Below are 15,289 nucleotides of genomic sequence, written 5' to 3' on the forward strand. Positions count from 1 at the left end.
TCCCATCAGAACCAGTACATTAATTGTATCGCCCACATTTTCCAATGCTCGCTGTTCGCTTCAGGGTTGGGTAACACAATTGGATTCAAGCGGGCAGTACCTTTTACCCAATGGTATTCAGCATTAACTCTCAAGCCATCTGAAAAATCATATGAAAAACCTAGCATTGCATCATGTTGATAAGCAAAGTAATCAGGTACGGTGCCAAAGCTTTGTTGTTGTAATTTATCACCTTGCTTATCATCTTTATTGGTGTAGAAATTCTCATAGCGACCAATAAACTTAAGTTGTTGATCAACCTTGTACACCGCTTGAAAATAACCACCTTGTCCGATGTTGTCTTGATGATACTGAGGAGCATAAAAACCTTCAGTTAAAAACCTAGTTTGTAAAATTTCAGTAGTAAACTCCCAATGTTCTCCTTCATATAAAGCATTCATTGTATAAAACTGAAAGACAAATCGCCCATCAACAAAAAAATCAGGACTTTCACCCATATAGTTGAACTCTGAATCTAATAAGGTTAAACCAAAGCGCCATTGTGAAAATACCGGGCGCCAATAAAAGCTCGCCTGTGTGTCAAGTTCATGTTCTATATTTCCTTGTGCGAAGTTACTAAGAATAACCTCTGAATCGTCACTATCAATCGGACTTTTACCACGGCTAAAATTGAAATCGAATTCGCCATATTCATCGCTGTTGTAAGTCAATTTTAATGCAGCGCCATCGCCTCCTATTGCGATGTCACGAAAACCATCAAAATAAGTCCCTTGCGGTAATAAAATTGAGGGCCGTGCAAAAGGAATATCACGGGTACTTGAATGCAGCCAGTGCGCATTTTTAAAACGACCAACGTATAAATTAGCCTGCCACTGCTCTGAACTATAAGCATTCCAGTCTATTAAAAAATAATCAATACGCAAGCCTTCATTATATCGATTACCGCCATTTAAATAGACCGCTTGTGCCGCAAAACGATAATCGTCTGATAATTGATATGAGGTGTTGAGTCCTATTTCGGTTAACTTTAATGAAATCTCACCATCATCATTAACAAAATTACTGTTATCGACATCAATAACGCCTTGCGCAACAAAGCCATGTATTTTTAAGGGGTCTGCAAAATGCCCCTCTTGTGCCTGCACATTAAACGTAAGCAATGCCAATAAGCAAATTACTTTACAACTCATTTTATTCATCAATTTTAAGCAGATTGACATCACTTACCTCATTAATATTTTCAATGTAACCAATAGCACCTGTTGTTGACTGTACGGCTTTAATTAACGCTTTTTCACTCATCACAACAGTTGGTGAAATCCCCATACCTGAGAACGTTAACTTGTCCCAGATACGGTCAAGTTGATACGGAAATAAGCGCAAGGTATCTTTACAGAATTTTTGGTGAGTGGGATGAGTACTTGATAAAACAAAAATTGTTATTGGTACGCCATTGGCCCATTTAATTTGACGCATTGAATAGATGCGACGTAACTGAGTGGTTGTTATTGACGCAGTATCCGCAGTTATATTGGTAATAACGTCGACGGCATAGATTGTCGGACTACCAAAAAAAACAGCAAGTACCATTAATCTGATTAGAATTTGGTTGATAACTAAATCCTTGTGAATGAGAAATAAATAGTTATTTGTTTATCTAACGAAGTGCTCGGTAACGACTAGTAGTAAACCGCTACAAGATACCAAGCAACCGACAATTATATATCCACCTGTATATAAAAACCGCTAAACCAATGAATTAACTAATAAATATAGATAATGATAGTGTAGTAAATTTTATCCAAAATACAAAACTTTATTATCATCTTATCTATAAAAAATTAACAACAACAGATCAGACCAGTATTTTGCTGCTATATTCTGCGAAAACACTATAATAATCGCCTAACAGCAGAAATGCTCGATTTTGTTATTAGCTATTCCATCACTCTAGTTTTTATGTGATGATATTTGTTAATTTGCTATTTAATAGGTTTTTCTCAGAAAATGACTACAAAGTTTAAAGTTTTAGTGATAAATGGCCCTAACTTAAATATGTTAGGGAAACGCGAGCCTGAAATTTATGGTGCGCAATCATTAACCAATATTATTGACGATTTAACCTTGCAAGCTTTGCCACTGAGAATTGAATTAAGTCATTTACAATCAAATGCTGAACACCTGCTGATAGAAAAAATACATCAAGCTCATAATGAAATAGACTTTATTGTCATTAATCCAGCTGCATTCACTCATACTAGTATAGCGATACGTGACGCACTACTTTCTGTAGACATTCCATATATTGAAGTTCATCTTTCAAATGTCCATGCCAGAGAGTCGTTTAGACATCATTCGTATCTATCAGACAAAGCTATTGGTGTTATTTGCGGCTTAGGTGCCGATGGTTATAAATATGCGTTAGCGTCAGCTTATAGATGGTTGACTGATCATAAAAGTTAATGAAAAAACAACAGAGAGTGGCCTAGATTTAGCGGCTCTATTTACAACATAAATTACACATTGATAAAAAGGTATTCAAATGGATATTCGTAAAATAAAAAAATTAATTGAATTAGTACAAGAATCAGGGATTAACGAATTAGAAATTTCTGAAGGTGAAGAATCAGTACGTATTTGTCGTGGCGGTACTATGGTACAAGCTGCTCCAATGATGCAATCTGCTCCTGCTGCCGCACCTCTTGCCGCACCTGTAGCGACTGAAACTGCACCAGCTGTTATTTCAGGACACGTTGTTCGTTCGCCAATGGTTGGTACTTTTTACGCTTCAGCATCACCTGATTCACCTGCATTTGTCGAAGTAGGTAAACATGTCAATGCTGGTGATACTTTATGTATTCTTGAGGCAATGAAAATGATGAACCAAATTGAAGCTGATAAATCTGGTGTTATTAAAGAAATTCTAGCGGGTAACGAAGACGCTATAGAATTTGACCAGCCGCTATTCATCATTGAATAATCCTATAGATATCAAACAAAAGGATCATTCCATGTTAGATAAAGTTGTTATCGCCAATCGAGGCGAAATTGCACTAAGAATATTACGTGCATGTAAAGAACTCGGTATAAAAACTGTTGCTGTGCATTCTACGGCTGACAGAAACTTAAAACATGTTTTATTAGCCGATGAAACTATCTGTATCGGCAAAGCACCAGCGCCTGACAGCTACCTTAATATTCCTGCCATAATAACGGCTGCAGAAGTCACTAACGCCGTAGCAATACATCCTGGCTATGGTTTTCTAGCCGAGAATGCTGATTTTGCAGAACAGGTTGAAAAGTCAGGCTTTGCCTTTATCGGTCCAAAAGCTGAAAGCATCCGTATTATGGGTGATAAAGTTGCAGCGATTAAAGCGATGAAAATAGCGGGTGTTCCTTGTGTTCCAGGCTCAGATGGCCCACTTAATGATGATGAAGCAGCCAATAAAGCTCATGCTAAACGTATTGGTTACCCGATTATCGTTAAAGCTGCTGGCGGCGGTGGTGGTCGTGGTATGCGTGTTGTGCGCAGCGAAGAAGATTTAGTTGACGCTATTGCATTAACCAAAAGAGAAGCCGGTACCATTTTCAAAAATGACATGGTTTACATGGAAAAATTCCTTGAAAACCCTCGTCATGTTGAAATTCAAATAATGGCCGATGGTCAAGGTGCTGCAATTCACTTAGGTGAGCGAGATTGTTCTATGCAACGTCGCCATCAAAAAGTAGTTGAAGAAGCTCCTGCACCGGGTATTACGCCTGAAATGCGTGCTAAAATTGGTGAACGTTGTTGTAAAGCTTGTATTGATATTAATTATCGTGGCGCCGGCACTTTTGAATTCTTGTACGAAAACGGAGAATTCTACTTCATTGAAATGAATACCCGTATTCAAGTTGAGCATCCAGTCACTGAAATGATCACCGGTGTTGATTTGATCAAAGAGCAATTACGTGTTGCTGCTGGTCAACCGTTATCTTATACCCAAGATGACATTAAAATCGCTGGCCATTCAATTGAATGTCGTATTAATGCTGAAGACCCGCGTACTTTTGTTCCTTCACCGGGCAAAATCACTCGTTTCCATCCTCCTGGAGGATTGGGGGTTCGTTGGGATTCTCATATTTACGCTGAGTACTCTGTGCCACCAAATTATGACTCTATGATCGGTAAACTGATCACTTGGGGTGATAACAGAGATGTTGCAATTGCACGTATGCGCAATGCCCTAGCCGAATTAGTAATTGATGGTATTAAAACCAACATAGCCTTACATCAAGATATCTTAAACGACAAAGGTTTTGTTAATGGCGGCGCAAATATCCATTACCTAGAAAAAAAATTAGCTGAAGCCGAATAAGCTCCAGTAAATTTAACAATCAAGCCCTGCATCGTAGGGCTTTTTTATTTCAGGGATAACAGTATTAAGCGGTCACATGCAAGTGAAAGAGCTGTTATGTCTGAGCCAAGCAGTCAACGTTTTAGTTAACGACAAAAGTGAAGTCCCAACATCCAAATAGCAGTGATGTCGTGTTACCATAGATGATAATCGCTGACCTACACCTTACTCACTGAATTTTAAAATATGACTGAATTACTTGAAAAACCTTTACCTCCTGCCGATGGTGAATGTTGTGACAGCGCATGTACACCTTGCGTCTGGGACAATTTCTATGCAAAACGCAAAGAATGGCGCCTTCAACAAGTCGCACTAAAAGAAAAGCAAGCCAAAGACAACGAAGCAAATTAAGATTAAGCGATTTTGTGTATGACTGAACTACTTAAAGAACCCTCTCTTCCTGCCGACGATGACTGTTGCGGCGGTGGCGCTTGTTGCCCTTGTGTATGGGACCACTACTATAGCGAATACGAAAAGTGGCGTTTACAGCAAGTTAAATTGCAAACAGATGTCAAAGCTGAATAATATTAGCTGAGTAAAATCACTTTTTTTACTAATTTATTAATACCGCTGGCTGCTTCAACAAGTGACGTCGCTAGCATGTAAGCCGGTGTTGAAACAAGTTTACGTTTTCCATCAACAATAATATCGCCTACTTCACAATCAACGTGTGCTAAACCGCGCTTTATTAACGATTCCGCGATATCACGGTCTTTACCTATGGTTGCTTGTACATCCTCACCATAAATAAGGGGGATCATTGCCGGGGCAATACACATAAAACCGAGTGGTTTATCCGCTTTAATGAAGCGTTGTGCAGCGACAAGTACTTCAGCATTAATTTGATAGTTTTCTGCATCAAGGGCAAAGCCACAGAGATTCTTTGCGGCGCCAAAACCACCTGGAAAAATTAACGCATCAAATTCTTCATGGTAGAGCTCGGTAATATCTTCAATGTCACCACGAGCAATACGCGCAGATTCAACCAGAACATTACGTGTTTCATCTTCACTAACCGCGCCAGTTAAATGGTTAATCACGTGATGCTGATTAATATTAGGCGCAAAACAACGATAGCTTGCCCCCTGCTGTTCAATCGCTAATAACGTTAAAACACTTTCATGTATTTCACTACCGTCATAAACGCCACAACCAGATAAAATAATCGCTATTTTTTTCATGTTAATCCTTAATTTCTATACTTTTTGTCATATTAGGTAACTGACACAATAAAACAACTATTATCGAGCACCACATTAATAATGCAAACGGTAAAGCGCTACCATCATAAAAATACGCTAATATTGGCCCTGCCAATGCGCCAATGCCAAAGCGAAGGGTACCTATTACCGCACTAGCCGTACCTGATTCGCGGGTAAATTCTTGCATAATAAGTGCATCAGCATTTACCGCTATCATTGATAAACTCCCCATCAACGGCAATACCGCAACCGCAGTGAACATTAATGGCAGCTGTAAGAAGTTCACCGCCACTAACAAAGAAGAAAAACATAACGCAACGATTAAACCGTAGGTCAACATTTTAAATGAGCCTTTACGACTAACTAAACGGGTATTAATAAAATGGGCGGTCATTAATGCTAAAACATTCACGGCAAATAATAGGCTAAATTCAAATTCAGAGACGTTAAAAACTGTCAGATAGACAAAAGGGATAGCGGTAATATAAGCAAAAAAAGCCAAAGAAATAACCATAGAAGTGACAATATTTAGCTGTGACTTTTTATTAGATAAGACAATTTTATAGCGTTGCAAAAAACTAACTGGTACTAAATTTTTCTCACGCTTAACTTCGGGCAAAAAGCGATAAACCAAGAGTAAAATAATAAAGCTATAGGCCGCTAAACTTAAAAATATAAGCTGCCAGCTATGCAGCAGTAGCACGGAACCAATCGCGGGCGCTATCATAGGCGCTACCATCATAATCATAGATACATAAGAAAACCCTTTGGCGGTATCTTTGCCATAACGCTCTTTTATCGTACCTGGCACAACGACTGTTGCCGCACTACTAATAAATGCCTGAAAAAATCGACAGGATAAAAACTGTTCAATACTGGTGACAAACGTTATCGCTATGCTCATCACGATAAAACCCGAGATACCGAGCATCACTAATTTTCTTCTACTGCGCTTATCTGCTTGTGGGCCGAAAAATAACAGACCTAAAGCGTAGCCTAGCAAATAAATACTCAGGCTATTTTGTACCATTGGCATATCTGTTGACAAATGTTCTGCTAATATCGGCATTGCCGGCAAATACATATCGATTGCCAGTGGTGAAATGGCAATAACGGCGGCTAATAAGGGCAACAATAATTTTAATGAAAGCTCGGTTTGCTCGCTAATTTTTAGGTGATTCATGATTTTTCCGGGTAATCGTGAACAAGTTTGCCAAGATCAGCAATCGCTTTATCAATTTTTTCACACCATTTCACCCCATAGCTGATACGCATAAAGTTTTTGTATTGCCCCGTTGGTGAAAATATTTCACCCGGGGCAAAGCTCACACCTTTGGCAATAGCCTGAGTAAAGAATTTACTGGTATCAACATGAGAACGACAACGTACCCATAAGACACTGCCTCCTTGAGGCTGTGAAATACAGACCTCTGGTGGAAAATGACTGGCGATTAAAGCGCGCATCCGTTCACAGTTATAACGTAAGGTTTTTCTTAACACTTGTAAGTGACGATCATATTCGCCACTCATCAAATAATCGGTTAATGTCCATTGCTGTAACATAGGTGTTGAACAAGACTGTGCGCGTTTAATACGCTTCGCTGCTTCTTCAAATCTGCCCGGTAATAGCCAACCGACCCGATAACCAGGTGCAGCCGTTTTTGAAAAAGATGAGCACGTCAGGACTAGACCTTTTTTGGAATAAAGCTGCGCAGGTACTGGCCGGTCCTTGCTAAAATATAAGTCACTGTAAACTTCATCTTCAATAAGTGGAATATCATGTTTTTCTAATAAGCTGACCATGTTCTGGCGCTGTTGATTAGTCATCATAGAGCCAAGTGGGTTAGAGATAGCGGTAGAAAACAAACACGCTTTTACCGGGTGTTGCTCGATAACCTTAGTGAGTTCTTCAACACAAATACCTTGTTCAGTGCAGGTATAAACTTCCAAAGCTTTCATGCCCAAACTTTCAATTAATTCAATCAAACCAAAGAAGCACGGTGATTCAACGGCGATAATATCACCGCGTTCAGCGACACACTGTAAGGCAATTGAGAGTGCTTCTTGGGCGCCACTGGTAATAATTATATCGTCATGATTAATCGCTACGCCTTGTTCATGATAACGATAAGCAAGATTTAAACGTAATTTTGGGTCACCATTTACGGGGCCGTAGCTCACCGCTTTTTCGGCATTCTTACTTAATACTGAACGCATTAAGCGCGCTAAGGCTTTATCTGGTGGATGTGCATTAACTGGGTTAGAAATGCCCAACGCGACCGTGTCAGGTAAATGAACAGCTTCATAAACTTGTTCTATTATGCTTCGACATGAGATTTCAACTGGCTGACAACTTGCCCATAATGACCGCATAGGTTTTAAGGTTCGTGCTTGTTTAGCTTTTAAATAATAGCCTGATTGTGGTCTTGCAGAAATACTCCCCTGACGCTCTAATTCAATATACGCTTGTTTTACTGTCGGTATACTTATCTCAAATTGTCTGCTGAGTTTACGTAAACTAGGTAGTTTATCTCCCGCTCTTATTGCACCACTTTTTTCTTGGTCTTCAACAAAGTCGATGACTTGCTGGTATAAAAATTCTGAAGAAGATTTATCTAAAAGTCGCATTTTATTTCACCGCAACAAAAACTGTATAGGTTACATTTTATATTTTCTGTATCTGTTACACAACAGAACAATCTATAAACTAGCATTCTACAAATGGGTCGACCTTAAGAAATAGTACTTCATATAAGAAATGCTGTTACAGTGATTTAGTCAAAATTAATTGAGAAGATCGCGCTTAAATTTTTCAGGAAAGAATAATGAACAACACACTATTATATGTGATCACCGTACTTATCTGGGGAACAACTTGGATCGCCATTAATTATCAATTAGGTGACGTTCCTGCCGAAGCATCGATTGTTTATCGTTTTGGCTTAGCTGCACTTCTGTTATTTGCTTATTGTCGTGTTAAAAAGCTCTCACTTGCCTTTAACAGAAAACAACACTTACAATTTTTGTTTTTTGGTTTAATGTTGTTTGGCTGTAATTACTATTTCTTATATTCAGCTCAACAGCATATAAACTCAGCACTTGCCTCGATCGCGTTTTCAATGATTATGTTTTTCAATGTGGTCAATGCCCGCATCTGGTTTAAAACTAAAATCACTCAACAAACTTATCTAGGTGCTTTACTTGGTTTAACCGGTATTGTGGTTTTATTTTGGCCACAAATTAACGATACCGAGTTAGGGGCGGAAACATTACTGGGTTTATCACTTTGCTTCGTTGGGACATTATTTGCTTCAACAGGCAATATGGTCTCTATGAAAAATAAACTGATGAATTTACCTATGATGCAAGCCAATGCTTGGGGGATGTTTTATGGCTCAATCTTTATGACGGTATTACTGCTGGCACAAGGAAAATCATTTAGTTTTTCATATACCTTACCCTATATCAGTTCGCTGATTTACCTATCGGTTTTTGGTTCTATTATTGCCTTTGCCAGTTACTTAACACTTTTAAATAACATTGGTGCCCATAAAGCGTCATACGCAAGTGTGATGTTTCCTGCAGTTGCGGTCGTTATCTCAACAATTTTTGAAGGTTTTAGCTGGAATATTTATACTGTCATTGGCTTATTAATTATTGTCGCTGGGAATATTGCCGTGTTAACTAAACCTAGAAAAAAAAATGTAATAATGACACCATAAAAGTATGATTAAATTTTGCACCTTTGCTCACCAGTGCTACTTGTTGTTTGACAATAGTGTTGCATAGTCATTTATAAATAATAGCGCAGCAGTTTATAAAAATGATGATTTACGCTGTTATTTTTGATACAAATTTAGTGAAAATAAAGACATAATGTTATTGAAGTGCTACTCTTTTTTAAGGTGATTAATTTTTAAAAAATCATTAATTAGGGGCAAGATGTTAAATAACTCATGGTGTCAATTGTTAATATTAGCGCTATTGTTGCTTTTGACGACAAGGGCTGCTGGCCAACCAGTAGATAATAATCATTATTTACCCATAGTAACCTTAAAGTTTGACCCTTCTGGCTCAAGTGCTTGGTATCCCTATTACATTAATAGCGGTGAAAAGCGCGGTATTGTCGTTGATGCCGTAGCCATAATACTGGCCACTGCCAATATCAGCGGTAAAGAAATTGTCTTACCGCCAAAGCGCACTAATTTATCACTGAAGAATGGCCTTGTTGATTTTGATTTAATTAATCCTGATTGGTTGTCTAAAGTGCAACAGTCTAACGACTATGTTTTTAGTGACCCCGTTATCCCAATTAAAGAACATATTATTTATTTGGCCGGGACAGCTCTTCCCAAAAACTTAGGAGAAGACCAACAATTAACCGACCAACATATAGGTACTGTTCGAGGTTACTATTATCACAATGATAATTTATTTAATCGCCTAGATTACCCTTCAGAAAAAGAGTTAGTAAAAGCACTCTTTAGAAAAAGGATCTCCTTTGCTATTAGTGGTGATAAACCAGCACAATATTGGGCTAAAACATTATCAGTACCGATAATTTTAGGCCCGGTCCATTCTGATGGTTATTTAAGGATTAGACTAAGAAAAGAGCTAAAATACCTTTTACCCCAAATCAATGATGCCATTGAACTATTAAAGGTAAATGGCAGTATTGAAAGCATTATGAATGCCTACATTTAATATCAATCGATTTATTAACTGCTAAATACCACCTAAGGTCAGTTATCGAGCATTTATTATCGCGCGTAGTTGTTAATAGCAAGTGACTCCATTATTCTATTACCTTAAATAATCCGCTTTTATCTCGTCTTAAAATTTAAGGGTAATATGAAATATTTCCATCGCTCAGTGCTGCCTTGTTTGCTTTCCAGTTCTTTATTGCTAGTAACGTCTTGCTCGCTATCAAACGATAAAACCAAAACAGATAGCAATGAAACTGCTGCTTATAGCTATCTTAAACAACTCGTTTCACCTACCGATGGCATAGGTGCTCGTGAAGCAGGAACAGAAAAAGAACAGCAAACAGCAAGCTATATTAAAGCGAAATTTGAAAAGTTTGGTTACCGTGTTACCGAGCAAAATTTTTCATATAACAGTAGAAAAATGATCGGTGAATCAAAAAATATTATTGCCGAATGGGGTGATGCAACAAAGCCAACCATAATACTTGGCGCACATTATGATTCAACGGCAATGAAAACGGGTTCAATGGGCGCCACAGATAACGGCGCAGGTGTTGCGGCAATGTTAGCGATAGCGCAAGCATTAACCACAAAAATGCCAAATAATTATAGTATTCGCTTTATTGCCTTTGGCGCAGAAGAAATTGGTTTGCAAGGTTCAAATTATTACGTCAACGACCTACTAACCAATAACAAATTAGACAAAATCGCAGCGATGATTAATTTTGACACCATTGCCGGTGGCGACAAGGTTTATGTGCATAGCGCGCATTCACAACCTTATGATGACTGTAAAAGCGAAACTTATAACAGTGATACTTTTATGCGAAATGCCTTACTCAAGGCGTCAATTCAAGTATTAGGTGAACAGAACAAGTATGTTATTCATCCTGACTACGAAGGCTATCCTGAAGGGGTAACTGGCTCTTGGTCTGATCATGCTAGCTTTGCCTGTGCTGGTATTCCTATCGCGTATGTAGAATCAACCAACTTTTCAATTAATGGCCAGAATGGCTATGATGGTTACTCTCAATCAACCGCAAAAAAACTGTGGACTTGTTATGATAAAAAGAACTCAACGGCTTGTGATAAAAAATCCGAGAAAAACTGGGGAAATATTTGGCATACCCAATTTGACCGTTTAGATAAACTTGATGAAATATTTCCGGGACGTGTTAAGCAACAGCTTAATAATAATGTTGAGGTATTAATTGAATTATTAGCTGATCCTGATAAATATTTACATGGAAAATAAATATTTATTCAAGTCATTCCATTATTTTTGTTATCATTGGCACTTAGGTAAAGTTGAATGCTTTCATCGCTACCTTCGAAAATAAAAGAATATAATGAATTAACGTGCACCCGCTATTATTTGCTATTTAACGGCATTAAGTAGCCAACAATTTTATCACTCTATTTACAAGAGTTTTACTCTAAATCAATTAGGTAACCCGATGCAACGACTAGCACCAGCTTTACGTCAAGATAATGTTCCACTCGATTTAATTTCGCTGATCAAAACGATTTTAGCGGCAACTAAAGAAATTTCATTTCGTGTTAGCCAAGGCCACTTAAGTGATTTGATGGGGTCAACTTTGGATGAAAACATTCAAGGTGAAGTTCAGAAAGAATTAGATGTTGTTGCAAATGAATTACTAAAAGATATTCTATTAGAGTCTGGCTTTGTTAAAGCGATTTCTTCTGAAGAAGAAGATAGCTCTGTTGCCGGCGAAAAAAATGGTAAGTATCTGGTTTCTTTTGATCCACTTGATGGTAGCTCTAATATCGAGATAAACTCGTTAATTGGCACGATTTTCTCTATCCATGAAGCACCAAGTGATATGGATGCTAGTGATCCAGACATGTTTAAGCAAGCGGGTAACAAACAACTTTGTGCGGGTTATGTCTTATATGGTCCGTCAACTATGTTGGTAATGACGACGGGTAGCGGTACCCATTTTTATGTACTTGACCGTACCCATGGTGGTTTTTTATTAGTTGAACGTAATGTTCAAGTGCCAGTGGACACACAAGAATTTGCTGTTAACATGTCAAATCAACGCTTTTGGCAAGCGCCGATGCAAAATTACATCAGTGACTTACTTGCTGGTGATACCGGTCCTCGTGGTAAAAACTTCAACATGCGTTGGATTGCCGCTATGGTTGGCGACATTCATCGTGTCTTAACACGCGGTGGTATTTTTACTTACCCACAAGACAGTAAAAACCCACAACAACCACACAAGCTACGCTTAATGTATGAAGCAAACCCAATGAGTTTTCTTATTGAACAAGCGGGTGGACTGGCAATGACCAGTGAAGGACGCATTATGGATATGGAACCCAACAGCATTCATCAACGTGTCGAAGTGATTATGGGCTCGAAAAACGAAGTTGAAGCGTGCCTAGCTTATTATAAATAACTTTACTAACGTGTCGAAGTCCAATTAACAGATTTCTAAAATGAAGTTGAAACCTGTTTAGCTTATTATAAATAATCAAAAATTAGCATGCATCAACGTGTCGAAGTCCAATTAACAGGGCTCGACAAACAAAGTTGAAACCTGTTTAGCTTATTACAAGTAACTCACACTTTTCTTATACCAATAAAAAAGCTCAATTAATTGAGCTTTTTTTTTACCCGTAAATTTAATATTCCCTTAATAATTTTACGATATAATAGTTTATATAATTGGCTGGCTTTTGACGAAATTTTTATGAAAAAAGTATTTGAAGTATTTTGGCGTTTTCTTTTTTTAGGTTGTATTAGTTTTGGTGGACCTGCCGCACATATTGGTTATTTCCAAAACACATTTGTCGATAAACTAAAGTGGTTAGATCAAACAAGCTATGCAAATTTGATCTCGTTAAGCCAATTTTTACCTGGCCCTGGTTCTAGTCAATTAGGTTTTGCGATTGGTATAAGACAGGCTGGACTGCCTGGTGGCATTGCCGCATTTATCGGTTTCACCTTACCGTCATTTATTCTTCTCTATTTACTCGCCACTACTATTAGCGGTGCTGAACAACCTTGGGTTAATCATGTTATAGGTGGTTTAAAATTACTGGCTGTGGTGGTAGTGGCTGACGCTTGCTTAACCATGTTTAAAAGTTTTTGTAATAACTATATCCACAGACTTATTGCGCTTATAACAGCGATTGCGTTAATAACGTTACCGAGTTTAACTACGCAGATTTTCATCTTGATTATCGCGGCAGGCTTTGGTTTTTTTGTCAATCCATCGTTAAAATCAGTCTCCTGTGAAGTTACCCAATCCTCAGCCCTTACCTCAAGACAGTTTAAAACACTGCCATTGATGTTGTTCTTAGTTATCCTCTTTGCTTTACCACTAGCAGCCGTAATTGGAACACCGATTGACTCAGCTAATATCATCGTCATATTCAATCAGTTTTTTCAAGCAGGCAGTATGGTATTTGGTGGCGGGCACGTTGTATTGCCGCTGTTGCAACAAACAATTGGTGAAGCGTTATCGAACGATATTTTTCTTACCGGTTATGCCGCAGCGCAAGCAGTTCCTGGTCCAATGTTTACCCTAGCGACTTTTCTAGGTGCAGAGCTATTTACACAAGCGCCTTTAATAGGGGCCGCCGTAGCAACCTTAGCAATATTTTTACCTGGATTTTTATTGGTACTTACTTTTGAAAGTACATGGCAATCATTAGCAACAAAGCCCAAAGTAACCAGTGCGGTTATGGCGGTAAATGCAGCTGTGGTTGGTTTGTTATTTTCAGCGCTTTATCACCCTATTTTTACTAGTGCTGTTAGTTCACTATTTGAATTATTTTCTGTGCTTATGGGTTTTTATTTATTACGGATAGTCAAACTGCCCATTATCGTTTTAGTATTAACATTCATTGGCGTTGGTTTATTAACGCAATTCTACTAACTCGGTTATCGTGAGTCATAAGTGACTTAGTGGTATTGATATGATTTAGTGCCGATAATGTGAGCTTTAACTTTTCACTGCCATAGTTTATTTGCTAAAATATCGCCAATTTAAAATATAGCCTCAATATAAACGCTAATACGAGAAAACTTATGCCTAATTACGCTGTTGGACACAAAACACCTGATTCAGATTCAATCTGTTCAGCTATCGCCCTTTCCTATTTAAAAACCACGCTAGGTGAAGAAACCGTCCCAGCTCGTTTAGGGGAACTTTCACCAGAAACTTTATTTATTTTAGACAAATTTGGTTTTGAGCAACCTGAATTAAAAACAAGTTTTGCTGGCGAAGGTATCTATATTGTTGACCATTCAGACCGTATTCAAGGACCTGATGATATCGATGAAGCGACAATATTAGGCATTATTGATCATCATAAATTAGGCGATATTACTACCTCTACCCCTTTAGAAATTTGGGTTCGTCCTGTTGGCTGTACCAATACCATCATTAAAATGATGTACGATTTCTACGATGTAGAAATTCCAAAAAATATTGCTGGTGCAATGATGTGCGCTATTTTATCTGATACGGTTATTTTTAAATCACCCACCTGTACCACTGCTGATATTAAGTGTGTTGAAGCATTAGCTGAAATTGCAGGTATTAGCGACGCAAAAGCCTTGGGTATGGAAATGTTTGCAGTAAAATCTGCAGTATTAGGTACGCCGATACGTGACTTAGTGTTACGTGATTTTAAAGACTTTAACATGCATGGTAACTTAGTGGGTATCGGTCAGTTGGAAGTACTTGACCTCGCCATCTTTGACGATATGAAGCTTGAATTATTTGCTGACATTGCAAAATTAAAAGCCGAAGGTAATCGTCATACGGTTTTATTATTACTGACCGATATTATGAAAGAAGGTTCTGAAATGTTAGTTATTAGCGACAATGCTGATTTAACAGAAAAAGCTTATGGCAAAACACTTGTTGACGGTAAAGTATGGCTAGACGGCGTATTGAGTCGTAAAAAACAAGTAGTACCACCTCTACAAGATTCATTAGCTTAA

16 protein-coding genes are annotated in these 15,289 nt (G+C 38.1%); 11 read left to right on the plus strand and 5 right to left on the minus strand.

From position 1 onward, the window contains the following. Window positions 1-5: 5 nt before the first annotated feature. Together ESZ26_RS05415 and ESZ26_RS05420 are read right to left on the minus strand one after the other, a co-directional pair. A complete protein-coding gene (locus tag ESZ26_RS05415) occupies window positions 6-1,190 on the minus strand; it encodes a hypothetical protein (RefSeq protein ID WP_146798734.1) in 1,185 nt (394 codons plus the stop codon). 1 nt (window position 1,191) lies between these two features. Beyond that, a complete protein-coding gene (locus ESZ26_RS05420; RefSeq protein WP_146798736.1) occupies window positions 1,192-1,590 on the minus strand; it encodes a type 2 periplasmic-binding domain-containing protein in 399 nt (132 codons plus the stop codon). A 417-nt stretch (window positions 1,591-2,007) separates the two neighbouring features. On the opposite strand from ESZ26_RS05420, the gene aroQ reads away from it, so the two are divergent. The 5 genes from aroQ (at window position 2,008) to ESZ26_RS05445 (ending at window position 4,922) form a co-directional block, all read left to right on the plus strand. Beyond that, entirely contained in the window at window positions 2,008-2,463 is a 456-nt protein-coding gene (aroQ, locus tag ESZ26_RS05425) for a type II 3-dehydroquinate dehydratase (protein WP_146798737.1), read from the plus strand. Between the two features lie 79 nt (window positions 2,464-2,542). Further along, window positions 2,543-2,980, plus strand: a complete 438-nt coding sequence (gene accB / locus ESZ26_RS05430) for an acetyl-CoA carboxylase biotin carboxyl carrier protein (protein ID WP_146798738.1) — start codon at window positions 2,543-2,545, stop codon at window positions 2,978-2,980. Window positions 2,981-3,011: 31 nt separating this feature from the next. Continuing rightward, window positions 3,012-4,358, plus strand: a complete 1,347-nt coding sequence (gene accC / locus ESZ26_RS05435; RefSeq protein ID WP_146798740.1) for an acetyl-CoA carboxylase biotin carboxylase subunit — start codon at window positions 3,012-3,014, stop codon at window positions 4,356-4,358. 225 nt (window positions 4,359-4,583) lie between these two features. Further along, window positions 4,584-4,748, plus strand: coding sequence for an oxidoreductase-like domain-containing protein (locus ESZ26_RS05440; protein WP_146798741.1), 165 nt, complete (start codon window positions 4,584-4,586; stop codon window positions 4,746-4,748). 18 nt (window positions 4,749-4,766) lie between these two features. Further along, window positions 4,767-4,922, plus strand: coding sequence for an oxidoreductase-like domain-containing protein (locus ESZ26_RS05445; RefSeq protein WP_146798742.1), 156 nt, complete (start codon window positions 4,767-4,769; stop codon window positions 4,920-4,922). A 2-nt stretch (window positions 4,923-4,924) separates the two neighbouring features. Here the strand turns inward: ESZ26_RS05445 and elbB are convergent, their stop codons facing one another. From elbB to ESZ26_RS05460, 3 genes are read right to left on the minus strand one after another with little or no spacing between them, the layout of a single operon-like run. Then, on the minus strand, window positions 4,925-5,578 hold the full coding sequence (elbB, locus tag ESZ26_RS05450) for an isoprenoid biosynthesis glyoxalase ElbB (RefSeq protein WP_146798744.1): 654 nt from the start codon (window positions 5,576-5,578) through the stop codon (window positions 4,925-4,927). Window position 5,579: 1 nt separating this feature from the next. Then, complete coding sequence (locus tag ESZ26_RS05455) at window positions 5,580-6,782, minus strand: multidrug effflux MFS transporter (RefSeq protein WP_146798745.1); 1,203 nt, start codon at window positions 6,780-6,782, stop codon at window positions 5,580-5,582. Further along, window positions 6,779-8,227 (minus strand): aminotransferase-like domain-containing protein, encoded by a 1,449-nt coding sequence (locus tag ESZ26_RS05460; RefSeq protein WP_146798746.1) that lies wholly within the window; start codon window positions 8,225-8,227, stop codon window positions 6,779-6,781. The genes ESZ26_RS05455 and ESZ26_RS05460 overlap by 4 nt, the downstream gene beginning before the upstream one ends. A gap of 197 nt (window positions 8,228-8,424) precedes the next feature. Between ESZ26_RS05460 and ESZ26_RS05465 the strand changes: the two genes are divergently transcribed. From ESZ26_RS05465 to ESZ26_RS05490, 6 genes are all read left to right on the plus strand, one after another. Continuing rightward, window positions 8,425-9,321, plus strand: a complete 897-nt coding sequence (locus tag ESZ26_RS05465) for a DMT family transporter (protein ID WP_146798748.1) — start codon at window positions 8,425-8,427, stop codon at window positions 9,319-9,321. Window positions 9,322-9,541: 220 nt separating this feature from the next. After that, window positions 9,542-10,303, plus strand: coding sequence for a substrate-binding periplasmic protein (locus ESZ26_RS05470; protein ID WP_146798749.1), 762 nt, complete (start codon window positions 9,542-9,544; stop codon window positions 10,301-10,303). Between the two features lie 147 nt (window positions 10,304-10,450). Continuing rightward, window positions 10,451-11,560 carry a M28 family metallopeptidase gene (locus tag ESZ26_RS05475; protein WP_146798750.1) on the plus strand — a complete coding sequence of 370 codons (1,110 nt, stop codon included), beginning with the start codon at window positions 10,451-10,453 and terminating at the stop codon, window positions 11,558-11,560. Window positions 11,561-11,762: 202 nt separating this feature from the next. After that, window positions 11,763-12,731 carry a class 1 fructose-bisphosphatase gene (locus ESZ26_RS05480; protein WP_070374921.1) on the plus strand — a complete coding sequence of 323 codons (969 nt, stop codon included), beginning with the start codon at window positions 11,763-11,765 and terminating at the stop codon, window positions 12,729-12,731. 294 nt (window positions 12,732-13,025) lie between these two features. Then, window positions 13,026-14,216, plus strand: coding sequence for a chromate efflux transporter (gene chrA / locus ESZ26_RS05485; RefSeq protein ID WP_146798752.1), 1,191 nt, complete (start codon window positions 13,026-13,028; stop codon window positions 14,214-14,216). Window positions 14,217-14,368: 152 nt separating this feature from the next. Then, entirely contained in the window at window positions 14,369-15,289 is a 921-nt protein-coding gene (locus tag ESZ26_RS05490; protein WP_146798753.1) for a manganese-dependent inorganic pyrophosphatase, read from the plus strand.

This window comes from Colwellia hornerae (assembly GCF_007954355.1).
GTDB classification, from domain to species: Bacteria; Pseudomonadota; Gammaproteobacteria; order Enterobacterales; family Alteromonadaceae; genus Colwellia_A; species Colwellia_A hornerae.

Bases quoted from the DNA above. Each gene is read 5' to 3' on its own strand.
- ESZ26_RS05415 (WP_146798734.1), bottom strand. From the start codon at position 1,190: ATGAGTTGTAAAGTAATTTGCTTATTGGCATTGCTTACGTTTAATGTG.
- ESZ26_RS05420 (WP_146798736.1), bottom strand. From the start codon at position 1,590: ATGGTACTTGCTGTTTTTTTTGGTAGTCCGACAATCTATGCCGTCGAC.
- aroQ (WP_146798737.1), top strand. From the start codon at position 2,008: ATGACTACAAAGTTTAAAGTTTTAGTGATAAATGGCCCTAACTTAAAT.
- accB (WP_146798738.1), top strand. From the start codon at position 2,543: ATGGATATTCGTAAAATAAAAAAATTAATTGAATTAGTACAAGAATCA.
- accC (WP_146798740.1), top strand. From the start codon at position 3,012: ATGTTAGATAAAGTTGTTATCGCCAATCGAGGCGAAATTGCACTAAGA.
- ESZ26_RS05440 (WP_146798741.1), top strand. From the start codon at position 4,584: ATGACTGAATTACTTGAAAAACCTTTACCTCCTGCCGATGGTGAATGT.
- ESZ26_RS05445 (WP_146798742.1), top strand. From the start codon at position 4,767: ATGACTGAACTACTTAAAGAACCCTCTCTTCCTGCCGACGATGACTGT.
- elbB (WP_146798744.1), bottom strand. From the start codon at position 5,578: ATGAAAAAAATAGCGATTATTTTATCTGGTTGTGGCGTTTATGACGGT.
- ESZ26_RS05455 (WP_146798745.1), bottom strand. From the start codon at position 6,782: ATGAATCACCTAAAAATTAGCGAGCAAACCGAGCTTTCATTAAAATTA.
- ESZ26_RS05460 (WP_146798746.1), bottom strand. From the start codon at position 8,227: ATGCGACTTTTAGATAAATCTTCTTCAGAATTTTTATACCAGCAAGTC.
- ESZ26_RS05465 (WP_146798748.1), top strand. From the start codon at position 8,425: ATGAACAACACACTATTATATGTGATCACCGTACTTATCTGGGGAACA.
- ESZ26_RS05470 (WP_146798749.1), top strand. From the start codon at position 9,542: ATGTTAAATAACTCATGGTGTCAATTGTTAATATTAGCGCTATTGTTG.
- ESZ26_RS05475 (WP_146798750.1), top strand. From the start codon at position 10,451: ATGAAATATTTCCATCGCTCAGTGCTGCCTTGTTTGCTTTCCAGTTCT.
- ESZ26_RS05480 (WP_070374921.1), top strand. From the start codon at position 11,763: ATGCAACGACTAGCACCAGCTTTACGTCAAGATAATGTTCCACTCGAT.
- chrA (WP_146798752.1), top strand. From the start codon at position 13,026: ATGAAAAAAGTATTTGAAGTATTTTGGCGTTTTCTTTTTTTAGGTTGT.
- ESZ26_RS05490 (WP_146798753.1), top strand. From the start codon at position 14,369: ATGCCTAATTACGCTGTTGGACACAAAACACCTGATTCAGATTCAATC.